Raw genomic sequence first — 20,954 nt, 5'->3', positions numbered from 1 at the left:
ATTTAAAACTTGACTATTTTAGTCGGAATTCATAAAATTTAAACATCTAGTCTAACCATGTGTACCGAATCATGCGTCTTACAACTCGCGGTCGTTACGCAGTGACTGCTCTACTTGATTTAGCTTTGCAGCCAACTGAACAAACGATCACGCTTGCGGAAATAGCAGCACGCCAATCCATCTCAGTCGCTTATTTAGAACAGTTATTCGCGAAACTTAAACGTCATGGGTTAGTTTCAAGTGTACGCGGTGCAAATGGTGGTTATCACCTGGCGCGCAATGCAAGTGAAATTACTGTGCTAGAAATCATCGAAGCTGTAAATGAAACTGTTGATGCAACTCGTTGTGACCATAAGGGTAACTGCCAAAATGGTGCGATGTGTTTAACACATGACTTATGGCAAGAACTCTCCCACCATATTGCCGATTATCTCGCAAAAATCACCCTTGCTGATTTGATTGCGCGTGACAACGTTCAAACTGTTGCATTACGCCAGAATTCACCAAGTTTAGATTCAGCCCTTCTATCGGTTACAGGTATTTGACATGAAACGTCCAATTTATCTTGATTACGCAGCAACCACTCCAGTACTGCCAGAAGTTGCAGAACGCATGATGGAATGTTTAACGTTCGAGGGAACTTTTGGTAACCCTGCGTCACGTTCACATGCATATGGTTGGCAAGCCGAAGAAAAAGCTGAATATGCGCGTGAGCAAGTTGCAAATTTAATTAAAGCAGATCCACGCGAAATCGTTTGGACTTCTGGTGCAACCGAATCTGACAACCTGGCATTAAAAGGTATTGCTCAGTTCTACGGTTCAAAAGGCAAACACATCATTACAAGTAAAATCGAACACAAAGCTGTGTTAGATCCTTGCCGTGAACTCGAAGAACAAGGTTTTGAAATTACATATTTAGAGCCAGAACCACGTACTGGTTTAATTACACCAGAAATGGTTCAAGCGGCTTTACGTCCAGATACGATCCTTGTTTCACTTATGATGGTAAACAACGAAATCGGTACTGTGACAGATGTTGCTGCAATTGGTGAATTAACACGTGCGAACAAAACATTCTTCCACGTCGATGCAGCTCAAGCCGCTGGTAAAGTTGAAATTGACCTTTCAACAATGAAAATTGATTTGATGAGCTTCTCTGGTCATAAAGTTTATGGCCCTAAAGGTATCGGTGCCCTTTACGTTCGCCGTAGCCCACGTGTTCGCTTAAAAGCACAAATGCACGGTGGCGGCCATGAGCGCGGTATGCGTTCTGGTACTTTAGCGACTCATCAAATTGTGGGTATGGGCGAAGCTTTTGAAATTGCTGGCAAAACTATGCAAGCAGAACAAGAGCGCATTCGCAAGTTACGCGACAAGCTTTGGAATGGCTTACAAGACCTTGAACAAGTGTTCTTGAATGGTCACCCAACACAAAACGTTGCAAACTATCTAAATGTCAGCTTCAACTTCGTTGAAGGTGAGTCACTGATGATGGCATTGAAAGATGCAGCTGTTTCAAGTGGTTCAGCATGTACATCTGCAACTTTAGAGCCGTCATATGTATTACGTGCTTTAGGTTTATCTGACGAGTTGGCACATAGCTCTATCCGTTTCAGTTTTGGTAAATACACCACTGAAGCAGATATTGATTACGTGTTAACAATTACCAAAGCTGCTGTTGAGAAATTACGTGAACTTTCTCCGCTTTGGGATATGTACAAAGAAGGTATCGACCTTTCAACAGTTGAATGGGCTGAACACTAATCATAAAGTGCTCTTTTGAGCACTTCATTGAAAAGTATGTTTTAACCCTCATATTAATATTAGGCTGACCCCGAGGTTTGGAGAAGCGACATGGCTTATAGCGAAAAGGTAATTGATCATTACGAAAACCCTCGTAATGTTGGTGTTTTAGATAAGAATGCAGAAAATGTAGGTACAGGTATGGTCGGTGCACCTGCTTGTGGCGACGTAATGCGTTTACAAATTCAAGTCGATGACAATGGCGTAATTGAAGAAGCTCGCTTCAAAACTTATGGCTGTGGTTCTGCAATCGCATCAAGTTCACTTGTAACCGAATGGTTAAAAGGCAAAACACTTGATGAAGCTCAAGCGATCAAAAACATTGATATCGCAACTGAGCTTGCACTTCCACCAGTAAAAGTACACTGCTCTGTATTGGCTGAAGATGCAATCAAAGCTGCGATTGAAGACTATCGTGGTAAGAAAGCGAAAGCTTAATTGATGACCGAAATAACATTGGAGTTTTCATGATCCATTTAACTGAAAATGCTGCGACTCACATCAGCAATTACCTGCAAAACCGAGGTAAGGGTGAAGGCATTCGTATTGGTGTGAAAACTTCGGGTTGTTCCGGATTGGCTTATGTACTTGAGTTTGTTGATGATATCGACACACACGATCAAGTATTTGAACAACTCGGCGTTAAAGTCTTTGTAGACCCTAAAAGCTTGGTTTATCTCAATGGTTTAGAGATGGACTATGTTAAAAATGGTCTCAATGAAGGCTTTGAGTTTAACAACCCAAACCAAAAAGGTGAATGTGGTTGCGGTGAATCATTCACTGTTTAATCTCAACCACTACTCTCTTTCTTTTCGTCAAAACAGTGTGTTCCGCACTGTTTTAACGTATTTATCAATAGCGGAATCCATCTCCCATGAATCATTTTGAGTTGTTCCAATTACCAGAAGCACTCGATATAGATTTAGCAGCTTTAAAAAAACAGTTTTTAAGTTTGCAACAGCAATATCACCCAGATAAAGCTAGTGACAAGGATCAGGCGCTGATCAAGTCAAGCGAAATCAATCAGGCTTATAAAGTGTTATCACTGGTTGATAGTCGTGCTGCCTATCTACTTGCCCTCAAAAAACAAGATCATCATCTTGATCAATCCATCAACGATTTTGAGTTTTTGCAATCAGCACTCGAAATGCGTGAGCAACTTGACGAAGCCACCTCAACCGAGCAACTTCGTACATTAAAAGTTGAAATTCAGCAATGGATTGATAGTTTAGTTCGCGAGTTCAAACTCGATTATGCGGATGAAGACTGGGCTGAGGCACGTGATACTGTTCGTAAGCTACGCTTTTTCCAACGTGTCATGAATGATATTGATAAAGCTGAAGATCTTATGCTGGACGAAGAAGATAGCTTCGATCTAGACGATGATTTTTAATCCGCTGTTACCGATTATTTTCAAGGGATACCGTACGCATGGCGCTTTTGCAAATTGCTGAACCAGGTCAATCTACCGCACCGCACGAACATCGTATTGCGATCGGGATCGACTTAGGGACAACCCACTCTTTAGTGGCGACAGTGCTATCGGGAAAACCGAAAGTTCTACATGATGACAAAGATCGAGTTCTACTCCCGTCTATTGTTCATTATGCAAAAGATTTAACAACGTTTGGTTATGAAGCCAAACCGTTTATGATGACTGACCCAAAAAATACGGTTGTTTCCGTGAAACGCTTTATGGGTCGTTCACAAGCTGATATTAAATTCCAGCATCCCTATACACTTGTTGGCGCAGAAAATGAAATGCCAGCATTTGAAACGGCTGCCGGACGTAAAACACCTGTCGAAATTTCTGCCGAGATCTTAAAACAATTAAAAGATCGTGCTGAAGCAAGTCTGAATAACCCAGTGAATGGTGCTGTGATTACCGTTCCTGCTTATTTCGATGAAGCACAACGTCAGGCAACACGTGATGCAGCACAGCTTGCGGGTCTTAATGTTTTACGCTTATTGAATGAGCCAACAGCCGCTGCGGTTGCATATGGTCTTGATCAAGAGACAAATCTCAGTACTGACCGCAACTATGTGATTTATGATTTAGGTGGCGGTACGTTTGACGTCTCAATCCTGCGCTTTTCACAAGGTGTATTTGAAGTCCTCGCCACAGGCGGACATACCGCATTGGGTGGAGATGACCTTGATCGCTTAATCGTAAAATGGGCTAAAAAGCAGCTTAATATTGAAGCATTAAGCGATGAAGAATATGCGGTATTCGTTGTTGCTGCACGTCAAGCCAAAGAACATTTAACAGATCATGAATCTGCCGAATTAAAATTACTGGATGATCGCTTAACACTCGACCGCCCTACTTTTGAATCAATTATTCAAGTCGCACTCGACAAAACCATGAGTGTCTGCAAACGTGTATTACGTGATGCCAAACTTGAACTTGATGAAATTGAGCATGTGGTCCTTGTGGGTGGTTCAACACGTTCTTACGCTGTACAAAAAGCCGTACGTGACCTATTTGAACGTGAACCGCTATGTACCATTAACCCAGATGAAGTCGTTGCAATTGGCGCATCAATTACCGCTAACCAGCTCATTGGCAATAGCCAAGATGGCTCATTATTACTTGATGTGACTCCACTCTCTCTTGGTTTAGAGACCATGGGCGGTTTGGTTGAACGTCTGGTTTCACGTAATACAGCCATTCCTGTTGCACGCCGTCAAGAATTTACCACCTATCAAGATGGTCAAACTGCCATGTTGATCCATGTGGTTCAAGGTGAGCGTGATCTGGTTGAGCATTGCCGTTCATTAGGTCGCTTTGTCTTACATGGCATTCCACCAATGACTGCGGGTCAAGCGCGTATTGAAGTGACATTCCAAGTGGATGCCGATGGCTTACTCACTGTCTCTGCGAAAGAAACTACCTCTGGTGTGCAAGCCAAAATCGACATCAAACCGTCGTATGGCTTATCCGCATCAGATACTGAACGTTTACTGGTAGAAGGTTTCCAGCATGCGGAAGAAGACAAACAACTTCGCCACTTGCAAGAAACTAAAGTTGAAGCACAGCGTGAGCTAGAAGCCTTAGAGCAAGCTTTGAAAGCGGATACAGATTTACTTTCTCAGCAACAGGCTCGCGACTTGATTCTTGCCGCTGAAGCGTTAAAAGCTCGTCTTAAAACGGATGACCTTGCAGCGATTGAACATGCTGTTCAGCAACTTAAAATTCACAGCGATGCCTTTGCTGCGCTTCGCATGAACCGACATATTGACCATGCCTTGAAAGGTACGAAACTTGAAGATTGGTCAAACTCAAACTAAAGGTATAGGTGATCAATATGCCACGTATTAAAGTTCTTCCTCATGCACAAATTTGTCCTGAAGGTGCAGAATTTGAAGTCGAACAGAACGCCAATTTATGCCAAAGTTTATTAAAACAAGGCATCAAAATTGAACATGCTTGCGATATGTCTGCAGCATGTACGACCTGCCATGTGGTTGTTCGTAAAGGTTTTGACAGCTTAGATGAGATGAATGACGTTGAAGCAGACTTACTGGATCGTGCTTGGGGCTTAGAACCTGACTCACGCTTGTCTTGCCAAGTGAAAATTGTAGATGAAGATTTAGAAATCGAGATTCCTAAATACACCATCAACCACGCTTCAGAAAATCATTAAGCTGAGTGGTTCATCCAAAACGCAAAAAAGCTAGAGTAAATCTCTAGCTTTTTTATGGCTAAGCAAAAATTAAAGAACGATGCGCAGCAACGCCTGCCAGAGTACCATCACCAACTGCGAGGGATACTGAACCTCCTAAACGTGCAACATCTCCACAGGCAAAAATTCCTGTCACAGATGTTTCCTTCATTGCATTGGTTTTAATGGCTTCTCCCATCGCACTCTGTTCAATTTCACAACCCAGCTTAAAAATCCAGTCTTGAGCAATGGTGCATTTGGTCGTTGCAAAAATACCAGCCAGTTGAATCACAGTGCCATCAGCAAGCAAAACATCACTCTGCCCCATAATTTCCTGAATCAATCGCTGCTCGATGACAACGCCACGAGCCTTTAATTGCTCAAGTAATTCAGCATCCACAGGATAATCATTCAAGAAAAGTGTCGTTTCGCCCCAATCTGGGAGCATCATCGCTAAATGAGCAGCATGTTCTGAGCTGGCAATGATGCCAATTTTGCCTTGATTCAATTCATAACCATGGCAATAAGGACAATGAAATACTGTCTTGCCCCAGCGTTCCACCAGACCAGCAATATCAGGCAATTGATCCGTAATTCCTGCTGCAATGATCAGGCGCTTGGCCGTAATTGAATGCGTTGCATCAATACATACCGCAAAGCCCTCTTCAATTTTTTCTACGCGCTTTACACTGCCATTCTGCCAATCCACAGTCTTATAAGACAAAACTTGCTGCTTCGCAATTTGTGCAATTTCGCTTGCCTGCGTTCCATCCTGAGTCAGAAAACCATGTGAATACTCGGCAAAGCGATTTCTGCGTTGTCCAGCATCAATAATAACCACTTTTCTTCGTGCTCTCGCCAATGGCATTGCCGCAGCCAAGCCTGCATAACTTCCACCAATAATCGCAACATCATATTGCATAGGATTCACCACTTATATGTAACTTTTAAAGTTACATTAATACTTTTTATTTTAATTTGCAACTTTTGATGTTACATTTAAAACTATTCTCTTATTTTGTTTGGATTGATTAGATGCGTACTGACAGTAAACTTTCCCGAATGCTGCATGTGCTGTTACATATGGCCAGACAACATAAGACTTTTACCTCAGATGAAATTGCGCAAATGCTATCAACCAATCCTGTCGTAGTAAGACGGACCATGTCGGGTTTAAAGAAAGCGGGATTTGTCCATTCAGAAAAAGGCGCTGGCGGTGGCTGGCAGCTAACTGGAGATTTAGAAAAAATTACCTTGTGGGATATTTATCAAGCTGTGGGTGAACCCACTATTTTTGCGATAGGTAATGAAAGAGAGAATCCAGAGTGCTTAGTTGAGCGTGTGGTAAACGCCGCTTTAGATCAGGCCATTCAGGATGCACAGCACATTTTAACCCGACAGCTAAAATCCACCACGCTGGCAGCACTCGCTTTAGAATTTGATCATTTATATGAGTTACATGAACATCAGAATAGTCATACTCAACATTGAGTATTGAGTTGTTTATCTTACTTCATCATCTAAAGTGAGTTTAGGAATGCCCTGCGCATTGGTAATCTTTTGCTGGGTTTTGATACGTTGAACCATGTTTTCCAGAATCTCGACCAGTTCTGGGTATTCATAGTTTTGTACTTCTTCCAGATTGAGAACCAAATGGAAGCCTTTATAATCAAAATCAAACCATTGTTGCGTATCAGATTTTTTGCCTGTGAATTTTTCCATCACCTGCCAGGTTTTCACTGGGCCTTGAATACCTTTTAAATAGATCGGCACTTTCGGCACACATAAAAACTCATTTTTAATCAGTTGATGTGTGTCATCGGCAATCAGGATTTCATCAACTTCAGCAGCAGACTGCAAACGTGCAGCCAAATTCACATCACGCCCGACAATGGTATATGCCATTCGATGTGAAGCGCCATAATTGCCTACGTGACAATAACCCGTACTAATTCCCATGCGGATATGCAAAGCTGGATAGCCCATTTTCTTCCAGCGCTCACGCAACAATTTCATTTGTTGACGCATCGCAATCGCCATTTCCACACAAGATTTTGCATCTTGCTCAACGCCTTGCGAATTTGGATCACCAAAGAAAATAAGAATCGCATCACCCATAAACTTATCGACTGTCGCTTCATACTGCTTGGCAATCTCAGTCATATGACTCAAGTAATCGTTCAGCAAGAAGGCTAAATCGTCTGGGATAAGTGTTTCTGAAAGTTCCGTGAAACCTTGAATATCAGAGAAGAAAATCGTGAGTTTTTTACGCTTATATTCAATTTTTGCTTCCGCTTCACCACGCATAATCGATTGCCACAATTGCAGTGGCGCATAGCGACTAAGCTGGTTTGCAAAAGCAATATAGCGCGTCATCTGATTATGATAATGCTGGCGTTGCTGTCCGAGAATATTCAAACGACGATGCTGGTAATAGTTACCAATCACGATAAACATCATCAAGCCGAGCAAACTGACAACGGTCAATTCAGGATTAGTCGGTTCAAAATACTCTTCCGTACCGAAAATAATATAGGTACTAAAGTAGAATGTAATTACACCGATTAATCCGATCAGACATGAGACAGGCAAGGAAATTTTATTGTTCAGACCGACATAGAGCAATGCAAATAAGATCGTAAATGTCGGCACTAAACTTAAATGTAATGCCGCAAGAACAAGCGCAATAATGATGGCTTCATTGGCAAATAGAACGTTTTTTTCTATTTTTTTATCAAATTTATATTGCAGCCATTTTTCCAAACGGGGACAAAATAGAAAATAAGCCAGTAATAATGGAAGGAGATAGAGCTGATAGCTAGCACTGGTAGAGGTAAATGTATAAATTACCAAAATCAGTGACAGAATCGAGTATCCCATCAAACGATGGAAATAAGCGAACTGTCTAGGTTCTTTATCAATCAACCTATCTAGTGGCACTCTGTCCTCCTTTTCTTATTATAGAATACTGTTTTTTATTCTATTTTCTGGATCAGTCCATGCGCCAGTCAAATGGCATATCACCTTGACCGCGTAGCGCAAGCATCAATGTTTGACGCATATGCGCGAGTACATCATTACTGTATGGTACTGCTGGCGTTCCCCACACTGGTTTCGGCCATGCCACATCGTTTTGATAACGTACAACATGATGGAAATGAAGCTGAGGAACGACGTTCCCTAGTGCTGCCACATTCATCTTGTCTGCACGGAACACACGTGAAAGTTGGCTTGATAACCAGCTTGATTCACGTAGAAACTGTTCTTGATCTGCTTGGCTTAATTCATATAGTTCTGTAACGCCTGGTACACGAGGTACAAGGATTAGCCAAGGAAATTGCATATCATTCATTAAACGACATGTTGAAAGCGGAAAGTCGCCTACAAAAAATGTATCTTGAGCAAGTTGTGGATGCAAACTAAACATATCTTTATAAATGATGCAGAATAATGATGATCAATACTATCACATCAGTTTTGATGTGAATATTATTAGTCACCCGTTTGCTTACAAATAACAATGATTTTCCTCATTTATTGCAGGAACATCTGATCAAAAACATGTCGCGATCTTGCAAAAAACCAAACTTGCTCAATTAACACGCAATTCACTTTTTTCAAGGCACTAATTCAACTCACTCACCAGCTTGTTGAGCAGATCAATAATGAACTGGATTCGTTTGTCATACTCAGCCAGTTGAACCATGACTTTCAAGCGTTGCCCGCCTTCCATCCGATAATACGTTGGCTGCTTCTGCATCAGCTGAATGATACTGATTGCCTGTACAGGTGTATCTGGAGAAAACTCGATATAACCGCCATTGCTATTGATATCAATCTTGGTGATGCCCAGTTGTTCTGCCTTTAAACGCAACTGATGAACGCTAAATAGCTGTTTTACAGGTTGTGGCGGAATACCAAAACGATCAATCAGCTCCATACGAATATTGTCGAGCTTCTCCTGACTATCGGTATTACTAATGCGCTTATAGAACAACAGGCGCTGATGTACGTCACCAAGATAATCATCTGGAATCAACGCTGGCATATGTAAGTTAATTTCAGCCGTTAATGACAATGGCGCATCAAAGTTTGGTGTTTTACCTTTCTGAATTGCTTTGGTCGCTTTCTCAAGCATTTCCATATACAGGCTATACCCGATGGCCTGCATAGAACCGCTTTGCTGCTCACCGAGCAACTCACCCGCGCCTCGAATTTCCAGATCCTCTGTAGCCAGCATAAAGCCCGCACCGAGCGTTGAAGCACGTTGAATGGCATCTAGACGTTTTTCAGCATCACCTTTCAGGTGTTTAATCGAAGGAACCAACAAATAGGCATAGGCTTGATGATGTGAACGCCCAACACGACCACGCAACTGGTGTAATTGTGCGAGGCCAAGCTTATCTGCACGCTCGATAATAATGGTATTGGCATTCGGCACATCAATACCGGTCTCGATAATAGTCGAGCACACCAATACGTTATATTCCTTATGGTAGAACTGCTGCATCACCTGCTCAAGTTCACGTTCACGCATTTGTCCATGCGCCACCGCAACACGCGCCTCAGGTACCAGATGACGTATATTTTCCGCAGTCCGTTCGATGGTATCAACTTCATTGTGCAAGAAGTACACCTGCCCACCACGTAACAATTCACGCAGAATTGCCTCTTTCACCGAATCATCGGTATGTTCCTGAACAAAAGTTTTCACCGCTAAACGACGTGCTGGCGGCGTAGCAATAATCGAAAGATCACGCATGCCAGAGAAAGCCATATTCAAGGTACGCGGAATTGGTGTCGCTGTCAGCGTCAGCATATCCACATCGGCACGTAGCGCCTTGATTCGCTCTTTGTCACGCACGCCAAAACGATGCTCTTCGTCGACAATCATCAGGCCAAGATTTTTAAATTGCACGTTTTCTTGCAAAATTTTGTGCGTCCCGACCACGATATCGACCTTACCTTCGGCCAAATCTTCAATGATTTTTAAATGGGCTTTATTACTGCCGAAGCGAGACAACACTTCGATACGTACTGCCGTATCCGCAAAACGGTCTTTAAAGGACTCAAAATGTTGCTGAGCCAATAAGGTGGTGGGAACCAAAACAGCCACCTGTTTATTATTCTGAACCGCAACAAATGCCGCACGCATCGCCACTTCTGTTTTACCAAAACCAACATCACCACACACTAAACGATCCATCGGTTTGGCAAGCTGCATATCATGAATAGTCGCTTCAATCGCATTGGCCTGATCAAGCGTTTCTTCATAGGCAAAACCGCTGGCAAATTGCATATAACCTGTATGATCAAGTTCAAAAGCAAAGCCGGGTTTAGACTGGCGACGCGCCTGAATATGCAGTAATTCAGCCGCCACATCATGAATCTGCTCCAAAGCCTTACGTTTTGCTTTGCTCCATGTGTCTGTACCCAGCTTATGTAAGGGCGCCAGATCTGGATCACCACCACTATAGCGACTGATTAAATGTAAATTGGTGACAGGAACGTAGACTTTTGCGCCATCGGCATAATCTAGTTGTAAAAATTCATGATCCTGCTCGTCGATTTCCAACGTCACCAAACCTGCATAACGCCCGACACCATGGTCAATATGCACGACAGGCGCGCCAATACTCAGCTCAGTTAAGCTGCGAATAAGAAATTCTTCAGAAACTTCCTGCTGACGCTTACGGCGACGTTGTACCACCCGATGTTCATACAGCTGATTTTCTGAAATGACCGATAACTGATCTGTAAGCAACAAACCACGGTCTAAAGGCGCACTGGTAATCGCGACTTGTAATTTATCTTTCTGGAATTGAGCAAAACTTTCTACATTCTGAATTTCACCCAATACAGCACGCAACGCATCTTTCAAGGTCTCACGGCGACCCGCACTCTCAGCCACCAATAGGACTGGATGTTTAACCTGATCAATATAGTGTTTAACTGCTTCGAAAGGTTGTTCCTTTTTTGGATCAACAGGCAATTTTGGTGGTTGCTCGGCGGCAAGATTTAACACACCCGCTTTTGCTTCAAATACCTCTGCTGAAGCCACCATTCTTGGAAACTGATTCAGTGCCTGCAATACATGGTTGGGCATTAAGAATAGTTCTTCAGGCGGCAGAATCGGTTGATCAATGTTATGACGACGATCTTCATAGCGACGCACAACTTCTTTCCAGAAATTGATTAATTCGTCTTCAATCTCATTATTTGTAATGACAACGCAATTCTTTGGTAAGTATGTCGTGAACATACTTTGCGCTTCCATTACCTTCTTATCAAAGAATAATGGCAGATAAAATTCCAATCCAGGTGTCGAAATACCTTCAAGTACATCCTGATAAATTGGATTTTTCTTTGGATTTGCCGTTGGAAAACTTTCCGCATAACGGTCTCTGAAAATAGAACGCCCTTCCTTTAAAGGAAATTCTTTTACAGGCAAAACCGTGAAGTTTTTTAATGATTCTGTCGTACGTTGTGTTTCTGGATCAAAGAATTTTAAGCTTTCAATTTCATCATCAAATAAGTCAATCCTAATCGGCTGATCTTGTCCAGAAGCAAAAATATCCATGATACTGCCGCGAACAGCAAATTCGCCGTGATCATAAACCGTGTCTACCAAACGATAACCCGCTTGTACCAGCTGCTTTTTTTGTACTTCTAAATCTAACTTTTGCCCAACCTTAATATCAAAGTGTTCTCCCACCACCCATGAATAAGGTGCAACACGCTGTGCTAACGTACTCGCCGAAATCAGTAGAATGCCCTTTTGCGGCATATGCGACAAAATGGCCAAACGCTCAGACACAATATCCTGATGCGGAGACAAACGGTCATAAGGCAAAATTTCCCAATCAGGAAAAATCGTTGGCTTAACACCGTAAAACTCAAGCTCACTTTCCAACTGGGCAAGGTGCTGATTATTCCGAGCTACAATGACATAGAGATTCGAGCTTTGGGTTGCGATTTCTTTGAATAATAATGCAGCCGATGACCCCAATAAGGAACCGATCCAGCGTTTTTCGCCCGCTTTAAATTGTTGTAGGTTTAATTGAGAGATTTCTTGTTGGAACATAGAGAAAATCATGCAATCTAAAAAGATAAGTTCCCTATTTTAGCATGATGTTTTTTGTGAATAGGAATTTTTTGGCTGATCCTGAATGCAAAATTATCTTTATAAAAGATCATATCTATTTTCAAGAAAGTAGCGGTGTTACCTAAAAGTCGGATTTGATAACCAATCTTTAATGTTCTGAATTTGCTTTTCTACTTCGATAAGAAGATGAGGATTATCTTCAAGTGTCCATTCTTCATCACACCAGTCACAAGCACCATATAAATCACCTAACCATGAGGGATAATATACAATTTTCTCATCAAGATGACGCGGAGCTCCGATAAAACCAGCCTCTATATTGTTAAAAATTTCACATAATTCAAAAGGACGTATTTCACCAACTTGGTAACGCGCAAGAATATTTAGGAAGTAATGAGCAGCTAAAACTTCTGCCTCAACACAATCTACTGAAAAACTGGGATCTGTTGCTTGAATCAGTTCAAATAGTAAAGCTTTCTGATCTACCCTTGTATCTAATAGTTCAAAAAAATCCATCTCTATAATTTCATTGTTTTCTATATATTCATTAATTTTTTTGGCGATGATTTCTTTAGGGGACTCACCATAATGAATCTCAATAAAAAGCGCTTTAAAAGTCATAAAAATCTCTACTTTTAATTTTAAAACAAGATCAGTTCATTTTCTTTGTCTTAGACATTTTTATGTTCCTGTGAAATCATAATTTTGATCGCATTAAAGAATTCAACTTACTTAGGCTATTTTCTCAACCTATCATCACATTAAATGAATTACAGACAATAAAAAAAGCACTTTCCATCAGATTATGAAAAGTGCTTCTTCATCCATCTTAATTATAAATTATGATGCAAGTTTGGCATTTGGAAAGAAACGTCCTTCAATCATGTCATAGCACCATTGGAAGATGAATGTATAAACCAGAATACACATCGTCAAACCGAAGTCTAAAATAATTGCTTCAATAATTGTCATTTTCATTAAATAAGCAATGATTGGAATGGTTGCGAGCATCAAGCCGCCTTCAAATCCGATCGCATGCAGAATACGCACAGGAACCGTACGCTCCCAATGATATTTCTGTTCCACTTTTTCAAAGTAATGGTTGAAAATCATATTCCAGAATACAGAAATCACCGCCATGATCGTACCTAAAACACCCGTTACTTCTAGTGGCATACTAAAAATAAAACTTAACGCAATAGCGATGATGACCAATAAAATCACTTCATAGCTAATCGCATGAACGAGTCTTCTTTTGGAAATCAACATTTTTGTAACACTCTCTTGTTTGGATAGTTGCCATTTTATTTTTATAATATTGATTAATCCAATCAGATTCTTTCAGTTTTTTTGACAAATGAATATTAATCAAGAACAACTCCTCATGTTTCAGACGGTCATTGAAACAGGCTCCTTTTCTGCTGCTGCCCGTAAATTAGGCAAAGTACCTTCAGCAGTCAGTATGTCGATTGCCAATCTGGAAATTGATCTCAATCTGAAACTATTTGAGCGGATCGGACGAGAACCAACACCGACCGCCGAAGCATGGGTTTTATATGAAAAAACCCAGCAATTATTGATTGAAATGAATCAATGGAAACAGCATGCCCACGCGTTAAGTACAGGTTTGGAATCCACTTTAAATATTGTGGTTGTATCGGAACTGCTACATACCAACTGGACAGATTACATCACCCTGCTCGATCAACATTTTCCGAGCTTGTCACTCAATGTCGTTTCAGCACCGCAAGAAGATGCACTGCAAATGTTACTTGATCAAACCGCGCAGCTTGCCCTGATGTTTGAACGGGAACAATTAGATAGCCGTGAGCAGTTCGTTGAGTTAAAAAGTGAAGCGCTTGTTCCCGTGATTGCGAAAACAAATCCTTTGGCACAACTGGATAAGGTTTCATTTGAGCAAATGGTTCAGACCCGTCAGATTGTCGTCGCCAGTCGAGACAATACCATTCGACCTGAATTGCTTTACTCAAAAGATTATTGGCGAACAGACAACCATCACTCCGCATGTATGATGATCGTTCGGAATTTGGGTTGGGGCGTTTTACCTTTAGAAATGTTTAATGAAAATCCTGAATTGCGTAAAAAATTAAAAATTCTGGATCTTTATGATTTCACACCAAAATTTGAATACTACGTCGATCTGGTCTGGAGTCGAGAAAGTGAACTGGGTGCAGCAGCGAGATTCCTGATTGATCATATCCGTAAACAACGTCAACACATGAAGTAATAAAAGATAACTTTAAGGAATAACTCCATCAACAAAAGCGATGCTTTGCTTTTATCCAGAGTATGCTATAAAAGAAATTACCAATAATATGTTTAAGTAAGAACGCTATATCAATGACTCAGACTGCCTTACATCAATTAAAAGATTTAACAACCGTTGTTGCCGATAGTAGTGACCTAGAAGCAATTGAAAAATTTCGTCCACTCGATGCAACAACCAACCCTTCACTCATCACTGCGGCTGCGGAATTACCAGAAAGCAGAGCGCTGATTGAAGATGCCTATACCCAAGCAAAACAAGAAGGTTATCAAAGCGACGAGTTAATCGAGCGCACGATTGATATTTTGACTGTAAAATTCGGTGTTGAAATTTTAAAACTCATTGAAGGCCGGGTTTCAACTGAAGTCGATGCTTCTTTGTCTTATGATACGGAAGCGACCATTGCCAAAGCACGCGAATTGTCAAAGCTGTATCAAGGTTATGGCATTGAACAATCGCGTATCCTGATCAAGATTGCTTCAACATGGGAAGGTATTCAGGCTGCGAAAGTGCTTGAAGCCGAAGGTATCCCGTGTAACCTTACCCTGCTATTTGGTCTACATCAGGCACAAGCCTGTGCAGATGCAAAAGTTACGCTGATCTCACCTTTTGTAGGTCGTATTCTTGACTGGTACAAAAAGGCTGAAGGTGTTGAGCAATATCCAATTGCTAAAGATCCAGGTGTCCTTTCGGTCAAGAAAATCTACAATTATTACAAACAGCAAGGCATCACAACTCAAGTGATGGGAGCAAGCTTCCGCAGTACAGCTCAGGTATTGGGTTTGGCAGGTTGTGATTTACTGACGATTGCACCAAACCTATTGGCTCAACTGGAACAGGATCAGCAAAATGTTGAGGCCCAATTGAGTGTTGAGTCAGCCCAGCAAGCTGAAAAAATTGATCGTCCAGCGCAAACCAAAGAAAGCTTTAAGGCTGAACTTGAACAGGATTTGATGGCATTCCAGTTACTACAAGGTGGTATCGACGGCTTTATCAAAGCTCGTGATCAACTGAGTTTATTGCTGCGCCAATCTTTTGGAATTGATGCTGAAATCAAACCATAATTAGTCGAATTTTCACCAATAAAAACCGATTTTTGCTATATTAGCGAAAATCGGTTTTTTAATGAGTTTCTATCGTGTTCGGTATAACAGATTTAACCACTTACATTATTGGTACAATCTTAATTGTGTTATTACCTGGCCCCAACTCATTATATGTGATGTCTGTGGCATCACGTTATGGCATCCGCACTGGCTATGCGGCAGCATGTGGTGTCTTTACAGGCGACTTTATTTTAATTCTCTGTACCGTGCTAGGTGCAGCCTCTTTGTTGAAAGCTTTCCCGATCTTGTTTGTAATTTTAAAATTAACAGGCGCATGTTATCTGGCATATTTAGGTTTTAAATTACTACAAGGTGCTTATCAGACATGGAACAAGCCACCACATCATGCTGAACTGGCAGCACTACCAAATTTAGACCAGATCCATCCTTACCGCACCGCTTTAAGCATTAGCCTACTCAATCCGAAAGCGATCTTGTTCTTCCTCTCCTTCTTCGTGCAGTTTGTCGAGCCAAGCTATGCCTATCCTGCTTTAAGCTTTTTAATTCTGGCTATCATCTTACAAATAGTCAGTTTTAGTTATCTGACTGCATTAATTTTTTCAGGTATCAAACTCGCAGGCTTCTTCAAACATAATTATAAATTGGCAGCCAGCGGCATTTGTCTGGTGGGCATTTTATTCTTTGGCTTTGGTTTAAGATTGGCGACCTCAACGCTGTCTTGATGCAACCTGCTATTTTCTCGATATTTCATTTAATTTATCTCTTAGTTTTAAAATAAAAAGCCCTCATCAAAATGAGGGCCGAAAAATCTTGAATCGCAATGATCGCTATTTTTCTTCTAAATCTTTTTGTGTTTCTTCTTCATTTAAAATACGTCCTGTCTGTTTAGGACGAATCAATGGTGCTGTTGGCCGTGGATGCGTATGGGTATATTGTAAACCCACGCCTGCATAGACATCATCTGCAGCAATTTCGGTTTCAAAACGTTCTTCGTCACGGTCACGAATTTCATCAGTAATGCGTTGTACTTCATCTTGCTCAACCCCTAACTCTTGCAGAATCACGCCACCAAACTTGATTGCAGATTCAAAAGTTTCGCGAATCATATAATCTACTTTCTGTTTCACGAGATAGAGTGAATGTTCACGGTCATAAGAACGAACCAGCAGCTTGGCGAGTGGAAATTCATGGGTCACCAGTTCGACAATACGGTTGGTGGTTTCCTTACTATCCACGCAGACAACAATGGCTTGTGCTGTCGCAGCACCAGATGCATGCAGAATATCCAGACGGCAGCCATCACCATAATAAATTTTAAAACCAAATTTCTCTGCGTTTTGAATCATGTCGATATCATTATCAATAATGGTCACATCAACACCACGTGCCAGTAACAGCTGACTGGTAACCTGACCAAAACGACCAAAGCCAATCATTAAAATACTACCACTCAAGCCTTCGGCAACAGTGACATTGTCCAGATTAATCGAGTCTTTGGTTTCAGTGAAACGTTTAAAAAGAATTCCCACGATCGGGGTCAGCACCATAGAAAGCACAACAATCGCGGTCAAATTAGACTTGACCGTGTTATCAATTACCTGAGCACTAACTGCAGCGGCAAACAGAACAAACGCAAACTCTCCCCCTTGTGCCATCAGCAACGCGCGATCTAAAGCTTCGGTATGCGGGCTTTTGGTTACACGCGCAACGATATAAATCATGAGCGCCTTGGCAAACATCATGGCGAGAACACCACTGATGATTAGTTGCCAGTTTTGTGCAACCACAGATAAATCGAGAGACATCCCAACGCCGAGGAAGAACAAGCCCAGTAATAATCCACGGAAAGGCTCAATATCCGCTTCAATCTGATGTCTAAAGGTTGATTCTGATAATAATACGCCTGCGAGGAAAGCCCCCATCGCCATAGACAGTCCACTGACTTGCATCAACAATGCAGCGCCTAAAACCACTAGCAGTGCAGCGGCAGTCATCACTTCACGTGCTTTTGCAGCAGCAAGCAATCTGAACAAAGGATTTAATAGCCAATAACCCGCAGCAATCAGACCCGCAATTGCAATTAAACCGATGCCGATACTTTCAAGACGCGTAGAAGTACTTTCCACCACATGATTCGGCGCCATAAAGGCAACAATTGCAAGTAATGGAACAATCAATAAATCTTCAAATAATAAAATAGCGACAATCTTCTGACCATGTGGTTGGGTAATATCACCTCTATCCCCCAATAATTGCATCACAATTGCAGTCGAAGTCAATACAAATCCGGCAGCACCAATAAAAGCCACCTGCCAGCTAAAACCAAATAGCAGCCCAACACCAGTTAAAGCCAAGCCACACGCCACGATCTGCAAGGTGCCCAAGCCAAAAATTTCCCGCCTTAAACTCCAGAGATGGGAAGGCTGCATTTCCAGCCCGATCACAAACAGGTACATCACAATACCCAATTCGGCAATATGCAAAATCGAGGCTGAATCGTGGAAGAATGCAAAACCGAATGGACCAATAATCAATCCTGCAATCAAATATCCCAGCACCGAACCTAATCCGATGCGTTTAAAAATCGGGACGGCAACCACAGCCGCAGCCAGCAAAACCACTGGTGCAATTAAACTGATTGAATGTGCTTCTGAACTCATACTGTTCTCATTGTTATCATGCTGGTTTCATTTTAGGTGAAACAATTAAGGCCATATATATCATTTTTAGGACAATGCATCCCAATTCAATCATTTAGGAAACGATTTTCCTAAACTTAATTTATTGTATTTTTGTCCCAGAATGCCTGACGAACCTGAGGCATGGCATTGAGGTGGTTAATGATATGTTGAGCTTCTTCCGCTTCAATTGAGGTGGCAATGAGCGTAACTTCAATTTCCACTTCCTTTTCACCAAAAGGCGTGACATCAATATCTTTGGCAGGATAATTATGATGCTTCAAGGTCAGATTCAGCTCATCCATGACAGCTTTGCTGTGACTACGATCACAAATAATATAAATCACATGCATGACCTCAGTATCATCATCCAGCGGACGGCGGTCAATAGCATGTACGATAGGTCGCAGCAATGTATTTGCAGCTAAAATAAATAAAGTTGCCAATATCGCTTCAATCACCAGATCTGCCCCAGCGGATGCTCCGACTGCTGCTGAGCACCACAAGGTCGCCGCGGTATTGAGACCATGAATATTACCTTCCTGACGCATAATCACACCTGCGCCCAAGAAACCAATACCCGAAACCACATAGGCAATTACCCGAACCGCACCATCGGCACCCGTCAGGTTAATTGCAATATCCACAAAGATAGCAGCACCGACGGCAACTAAAACATTGGTTCGTAGCCCTGCTGTACGCTGCCGATACTGACGTTCAAAACCGATCAGGGCACCTAAAATAAATGCCACAGAAAGACTGATTAGAGTATCCAGAATATTAGAAAAATCGGTATGTTGCAGAAATTTTAATTGCATTTTTCACCTCTTTATTATCAATGATTTTTAATGAAGGATAATGTGAAATACTGCAATTATGATGACGGTGTAAAACTCAATCCCAAGCCGAACCAATGCTGTTTCTCTGCATGCAAGCGATCACCAAATGATGCCTCCAGACTTAACACATTGGGAATAATACTGTACTGCACTGCGGTCTGAAAGAACGGCGCCTGACGATCCTGATTGTAGGTTTCAAGAATTAGCCCCACCCGATCCGTTACATTATAGGTTGAAGCCACGCCCCAACGAACAAGTTGCTCATCGGCATGTTGATAACCAAGATTGGTATCTATAGCTAAGCGTTGATCTAAAAATTCAAAACTCACCGGTACATTGAAAAACCAGTCCAGCTTGCCACCATGATGCGAAACATCATCACGTGAGAGCAACAAACTAGAACCAACCGCCCAATCATTTTCCATCGGTTTTAATATGGTTTTGGCCTGAGCTGAAAATCCATGAATCTGATCAATATCTTTACTCGAATGATAACCTAAAGATATTTCTAAATTTTCATTGAGATTACAGGCAGGCACGACTTGATAACCCCAACTGCCATCTTTATTACGCGTATAAGTACTTTCCAGCTGACAATGCTTTGCTGTTGTAATCGAAACATCATCGGTATTGATCAGCGGGCCAGCCTTACTTTTTTGTGTCAGCAATAAACCAGATAAAACAAATACATGAACAACAGCAATCCATTGAATGGAAGCGTGAAAGAACATAGGCTTCTCCCCATTTTAGGTGAGAAACTAAACAGGTTGCAGTCAATACAATAAATTTTGTGAATACAGCAAAATTTTATAGAAGGGTTAAAAAATTTATCTCAAAGCTATCTCATTGCAAGATAGCCAACCTAATAGGCTATCTTGTTCAGTATTCGCTTTGATTTAATCGATGATTAAACCCGAACCTCGAACAACTACCCATTTAGGATCTCCGTGAATAAATTCAAAGGCATTATAGGACATGCGAATTGATTCACAAGTCCTATCGTATGAATTTTTTATTACATGATAAAATTTCAGTCTAAATTAAAGCTCTCTTACCACAACTGTTTTTGCCATTTTGTCATGCCAGCCCTGTTTCTTGGCATCGAAAGCCACCCAGATTAAACCAATGAAAAATACCAATGTTGCAGGAATATAGCCAATGTAGCGAATAATCCCTTGCCCGACAGTTACATTTTCACCCGTTTTTTCATCCAGCACTTTTAAACGCAATAAACGCTTACCCGGTGTACCTGCAAATTTAATCCAGCAGAAAATATAAAAGACGGCGGTGATGATTTGCCAGATCCAGTCAGAGGTCGACATGTACTGGAATGATGAGAATCCATCAGAAGCCACCGTAGTTTCTCCACCACCAAAAATCATGGTTAGTGGGATCATCGCCACGATCACGATGATTGAATCAATAATTGCTGCGCCAACACGGATCCAGAAGCCTGCATACTCGTATTTATCAGACATTTTCCCCTCACTTTTTTATTTCTAAAAGTTAA

21 protein-coding genes are annotated in these 20,954 nt (G+C 41.5%); 11 read left to right on the top strand and 10 right to left on the bottom strand.

Annotated elements, in window-relative coordinates:
* The first annotated feature begins 71 nt into the window (after nt 1–71).
* From EC846_RS10995 to fdx, 7 genes are all read left to right on the top strand, one after another.
* On the top strand, nt 72–545 hold the full coding sequence (locus EC846_RS10995) for an Rrf2 family transcriptional regulator (protein ID WP_004771673.1): 474 nt from the start codon (nt 72–74) through the stop codon (nt 543–545).
* 1 nt (nt 546) lies between these two features.
* Nucleotides 547–1,764: an IscS subfamily cysteine desulfurase gene (locus EC846_RS10990; RefSeq protein ID WP_004771672.1), complete on the top strand. Its 1,218-nt coding sequence runs from the start codon at nt 547–549 to the stop codon at nt 1,762–1,764.
* A 90-nt stretch (nt 1,765–1,854) separates the two neighbouring features.
* Nucleotides 1,855–2,241, top strand: coding sequence for a Fe-S cluster assembly scaffold IscU (gene iscU / locus EC846_RS10985; protein WP_004639432.1), 387 nt, complete (start codon nt 1,855–1,857; stop codon nt 2,239–2,241).
* A 29-nt stretch (nt 2,242–2,270) separates the two neighbouring features.
* Nucleotides 2,271–2,591 (top strand): iron-sulfur cluster assembly protein IscA, encoded by a 321-nt coding sequence (gene iscA, locus EC846_RS10980; RefSeq protein ID WP_004661460.1) that lies wholly within the window; start codon nt 2,271–2,273, stop codon nt 2,589–2,591.
* 86 nt (nt 2,592–2,677) lie between these two features.
* On the top strand, nt 2,678–3,196 hold the full coding sequence (gene hscB / locus EC846_RS10975; RefSeq protein WP_123775185.1) for a Fe-S protein assembly co-chaperone HscB: 519 nt from the start codon (nt 2,678–2,680) through the stop codon (nt 3,194–3,196).
* Between the two features lie 38 nt (nt 3,197–3,234).
* Nucleotides 3,235–5,094: a Fe-S protein assembly chaperone HscA gene (gene hscA, locus EC846_RS10970; RefSeq protein ID WP_123775184.1), complete on the top strand. Its 1,860-nt coding sequence runs from the start codon at nt 3,235–3,237 to the stop codon at nt 5,092–5,094.
* A 17-nt stretch (nt 5,095–5,111) separates the two neighbouring features.
* Complete coding sequence (gene fdx, locus EC846_RS10965) at nt 5,112–5,450, top strand: ISC system 2Fe-2S type ferredoxin (RefSeq protein ID WP_004771669.1); 339 nt, start codon at nt 5,112–5,114, stop codon at nt 5,448–5,450.
* A 58-nt stretch (nt 5,451–5,508) separates the two neighbouring features.
* On the opposite strand, the gene EC846_RS10960 is transcribed toward fdx, so the two are convergent.
* On the bottom strand, nt 5,509–6,390 hold the full coding sequence (locus EC846_RS10960) for an NAD(P)/FAD-dependent oxidoreductase (protein ID WP_123775183.1): 882 nt from the start codon (nt 6,388–6,390) through the stop codon (nt 5,509–5,511).
* Between the two features lie 113 nt (nt 6,391–6,503).
* On the opposite strand from EC846_RS10960, the gene EC846_RS10955 reads away from it, so the two are divergent.
* Nucleotides 6,504–6,959, top strand: a complete 456-nt coding sequence (locus EC846_RS10955; RefSeq protein ID WP_123775182.1) for an Rrf2 family transcriptional regulator — start codon at nt 6,504–6,506, stop codon at nt 6,957–6,959.
* A gap of 12 nt (nt 6,960–6,971) precedes the next feature.
* Here the strand turns inward: EC846_RS10955 and EC846_RS10950 are convergent, their stop codons facing one another.
* The 5 genes from EC846_RS10950 to aceI form a co-directional block, all read right to left on the bottom strand.
* Nucleotides 6,972–8,408 (bottom strand): adenylate/guanylate cyclase domain-containing protein, encoded by a 1,437-nt coding sequence (locus tag EC846_RS10950; protein WP_004771664.1) that lies wholly within the window; start codon nt 8,406–8,408, stop codon nt 6,972–6,974.
* 52 nt (nt 8,409–8,460) lie between these two features.
* Nucleotides 8,461–8,895, bottom strand: coding sequence for an HIT domain-containing protein (locus tag EC846_RS10945; RefSeq protein WP_004771663.1), 435 nt, complete (start codon nt 8,893–8,895; stop codon nt 8,461–8,463).
* Between the two features lie 198 nt (nt 8,896–9,093).
* A complete protein-coding gene (mfd, locus tag EC846_RS10940; RefSeq protein WP_123775181.1) occupies nt 9,094–12,552 on the bottom strand; it encodes a transcription-repair coupling factor in 3,459 nt (1,152 codons plus the stop codon).
* A gap of 138 nt (nt 12,553–12,690) precedes the next feature.
* Nucleotides 12,691–13,194: a hypothetical protein gene (locus EC846_RS10935; RefSeq protein WP_123775180.1), complete on the bottom strand. Its 504-nt coding sequence runs from the start codon at nt 13,192–13,194 to the stop codon at nt 12,691–12,693.
* A gap of 219 nt (nt 13,195–13,413) precedes the next feature.
* Complete coding sequence (gene aceI, locus EC846_RS10930; RefSeq protein ID WP_004771659.1) at nt 13,414–13,842, bottom strand: chlorhexidine efflux PACE transporter AceI; 429 nt, start codon at nt 13,840–13,842, stop codon at nt 13,414–13,416.
* Between the two features lie 88 nt (nt 13,843–13,930).
* Between aceI and EC846_RS10925 the strand changes: the two genes are divergently transcribed.
* From EC846_RS10925 to leuE, 3 genes are all read left to right on the top strand, one after another.
* On the top strand, nt 13,931–14,821 hold the full coding sequence (locus EC846_RS10925; RefSeq protein WP_005256980.1) for a LysR family transcriptional regulator: 891 nt from the start codon (nt 13,931–13,933) through the stop codon (nt 14,819–14,821).
* A 113-nt stretch (nt 14,822–14,934) separates the two neighbouring features.
* Nucleotides 14,935–15,924, top strand: a complete 990-nt coding sequence (tal, locus tag EC846_RS10920) for a transaldolase (RefSeq protein ID WP_123775179.1) — start codon at nt 14,935–14,937, stop codon at nt 15,922–15,924.
* Nucleotides 15,925–15,998: 74 nt separating this feature from the next.
* Nucleotides 15,999–16,649 (top strand): leucine efflux protein LeuE, encoded by a 651-nt coding sequence (gene leuE / locus EC846_RS10915; protein ID WP_004771654.1) that lies wholly within the window; start codon nt 15,999–16,001, stop codon nt 16,647–16,649.
* 105 nt (nt 16,650–16,754) lie between these two features.
* Here leuE and EC846_RS10910 read toward each other — a convergent pair whose 3' ends face one another.
* From EC846_RS10910 to EC846_RS10895, 4 genes are all read right to left on the bottom strand, one after another.
* Complete coding sequence (locus EC846_RS10910; protein ID WP_005256967.1) at nt 16,755–18,587, bottom strand: monovalent cation:proton antiporter-2 (CPA2) family protein; 1,833 nt, start codon at nt 18,585–18,587, stop codon at nt 16,755–16,757.
* A gap of 116 nt (nt 18,588–18,703) precedes the next feature.
* Nucleotides 18,704–19,423 (bottom strand): MgtC/SapB family protein, encoded by a 720-nt coding sequence (locus tag EC846_RS10905; protein WP_004771651.1) that lies wholly within the window; start codon nt 19,421–19,423, stop codon nt 18,704–18,706.
* 56 nt (nt 19,424–19,479) lie between these two features.
* The gene (locus EC846_RS10900) at nt 19,480–20,175 is read right to left on the bottom strand and encodes a hypothetical protein (RefSeq protein WP_123775178.1); all 696 of its coding nucleotides are present in this window, start codon (nt 20,173–20,175) and stop codon (nt 19,480–19,482) included.
* A gap of 309 nt (nt 20,176–20,484) precedes the next feature.
* Nucleotides 20,485–20,922 (bottom strand): RDD family protein, encoded by a 438-nt coding sequence (locus EC846_RS10895; RefSeq protein ID WP_123775177.1) that lies wholly within the window; start codon nt 20,920–20,922, stop codon nt 20,485–20,487.
* Between the last annotated feature and the right edge of the window lie 32 nt (nt 20,923–20,954).

Source organism: Acinetobacter sp. BIGb0102 (assembly GCF_003815055.1).
Lineage (GTDB): Bacteria > Pseudomonadota > Gammaproteobacteria > Pseudomonadales > Moraxellaceae > Acinetobacter > Acinetobacter vivianii.
The sequence above is the reverse complement of the archived record's forward strand: the minus strand, read 5'-3'. Positions and strand labels throughout refer to the sequence as shown.

Bases quoted from the DNA above. Each gene is read 5' to 3' on its own strand.
- EC846_RS10995 (WP_004771673.1), top strand. From the start codon at position 72: ATGCGTCTTACAACTCGCGGTCGTTACGCAGTGACTGCTCTACTTGAT.
- EC846_RS10990 (WP_004771672.1), top strand. From the start codon at position 547: ATGAAACGTCCAATTTATCTTGATTACGCAGCAACCACTCCAGTACTG.
- iscU (WP_004639432.1), top strand. From the start codon at position 1,855: ATGGCTTATAGCGAAAAGGTAATTGATCATTACGAAAACCCTCGTAAT.
- iscA (WP_004661460.1), top strand. From the start codon at position 2,271: ATGATCCATTTAACTGAAAATGCTGCGACTCACATCAGCAATTACCTG.
- hscB (WP_123775185.1), top strand. From the start codon at position 2,678: ATGAATCATTTTGAGTTGTTCCAATTACCAGAAGCACTCGATATAGAT.
- hscA (WP_123775184.1), top strand. From the start codon at position 3,235: ATGGCGCTTTTGCAAATTGCTGAACCAGGTCAATCTACCGCACCGCAC.
- fdx (WP_004771669.1), top strand. From the start codon at position 5,112: ATGCCACGTATTAAAGTTCTTCCTCATGCACAAATTTGTCCTGAAGGT.
- EC846_RS10960 (WP_123775183.1), bottom strand. From the start codon at position 6,390: ATGCAATATGATGTTGCGATTATTGGTGGAAGTTATGCAGGCTTGGCT.
- EC846_RS10955 (WP_123775182.1), top strand. From the start codon at position 6,504: ATGCGTACTGACAGTAAACTTTCCCGAATGCTGCATGTGCTGTTACAT.
- EC846_RS10945 (WP_004771663.1), bottom strand. From the start codon at position 8,895: ATGTTTAGTTTGCATCCACAACTTGCTCAAGATACATTTTTTGTAGGC.
- mfd (WP_123775181.1), bottom strand. From the start codon at position 12,552: ATGTTCCAACAAGAAATCTCTCAATTAAACCTACAACAATTTAAAGCG.
- EC846_RS10935 (WP_123775180.1), bottom strand. From the start codon at position 13,194: ATGACTTTTAAAGCGCTTTTTATTGAGATTCATTATGGTGAGTCCCCT.
- aceI (WP_004771659.1), bottom strand. From the start codon at position 13,842: ATGTTGATTTCCAAAAGAAGACTCGTTCATGCGATTAGCTATGAAGTG.
- EC846_RS10925 (WP_005256980.1), top strand. From the start codon at position 13,931: ATGAATATTAATCAAGAACAACTCCTCATGTTTCAGACGGTCATTGAA.
- tal (WP_123775179.1), top strand. From the start codon at position 14,935: ATGACTCAGACTGCCTTACATCAATTAAAAGATTTAACAACCGTTGTT.
- EC846_RS10910 (WP_005256967.1), bottom strand. From the start codon at position 18,587: ATGAGTTCAGAAGCACATTCAATCAGTTTAATTGCACCAGTGGTTTTG.
- EC846_RS10905 (WP_004771651.1), bottom strand. From the start codon at position 19,423: ATGCAATTAAAATTTCTGCAACATACCGATTTTTCTAATATTCTGGAT.
- EC846_RS10900 (WP_123775178.1), bottom strand. From the start codon at position 20,175: ATGTTCTTTCACGCTTCCATTCAATGGATTGCTGTTGTTCATGTATTT.
- EC846_RS10895 (WP_123775177.1), bottom strand. From the start codon at position 20,922: ATGTCTGATAAATACGAGTATGCAGGCTTCTGGATCCGTGTTGGCGCA.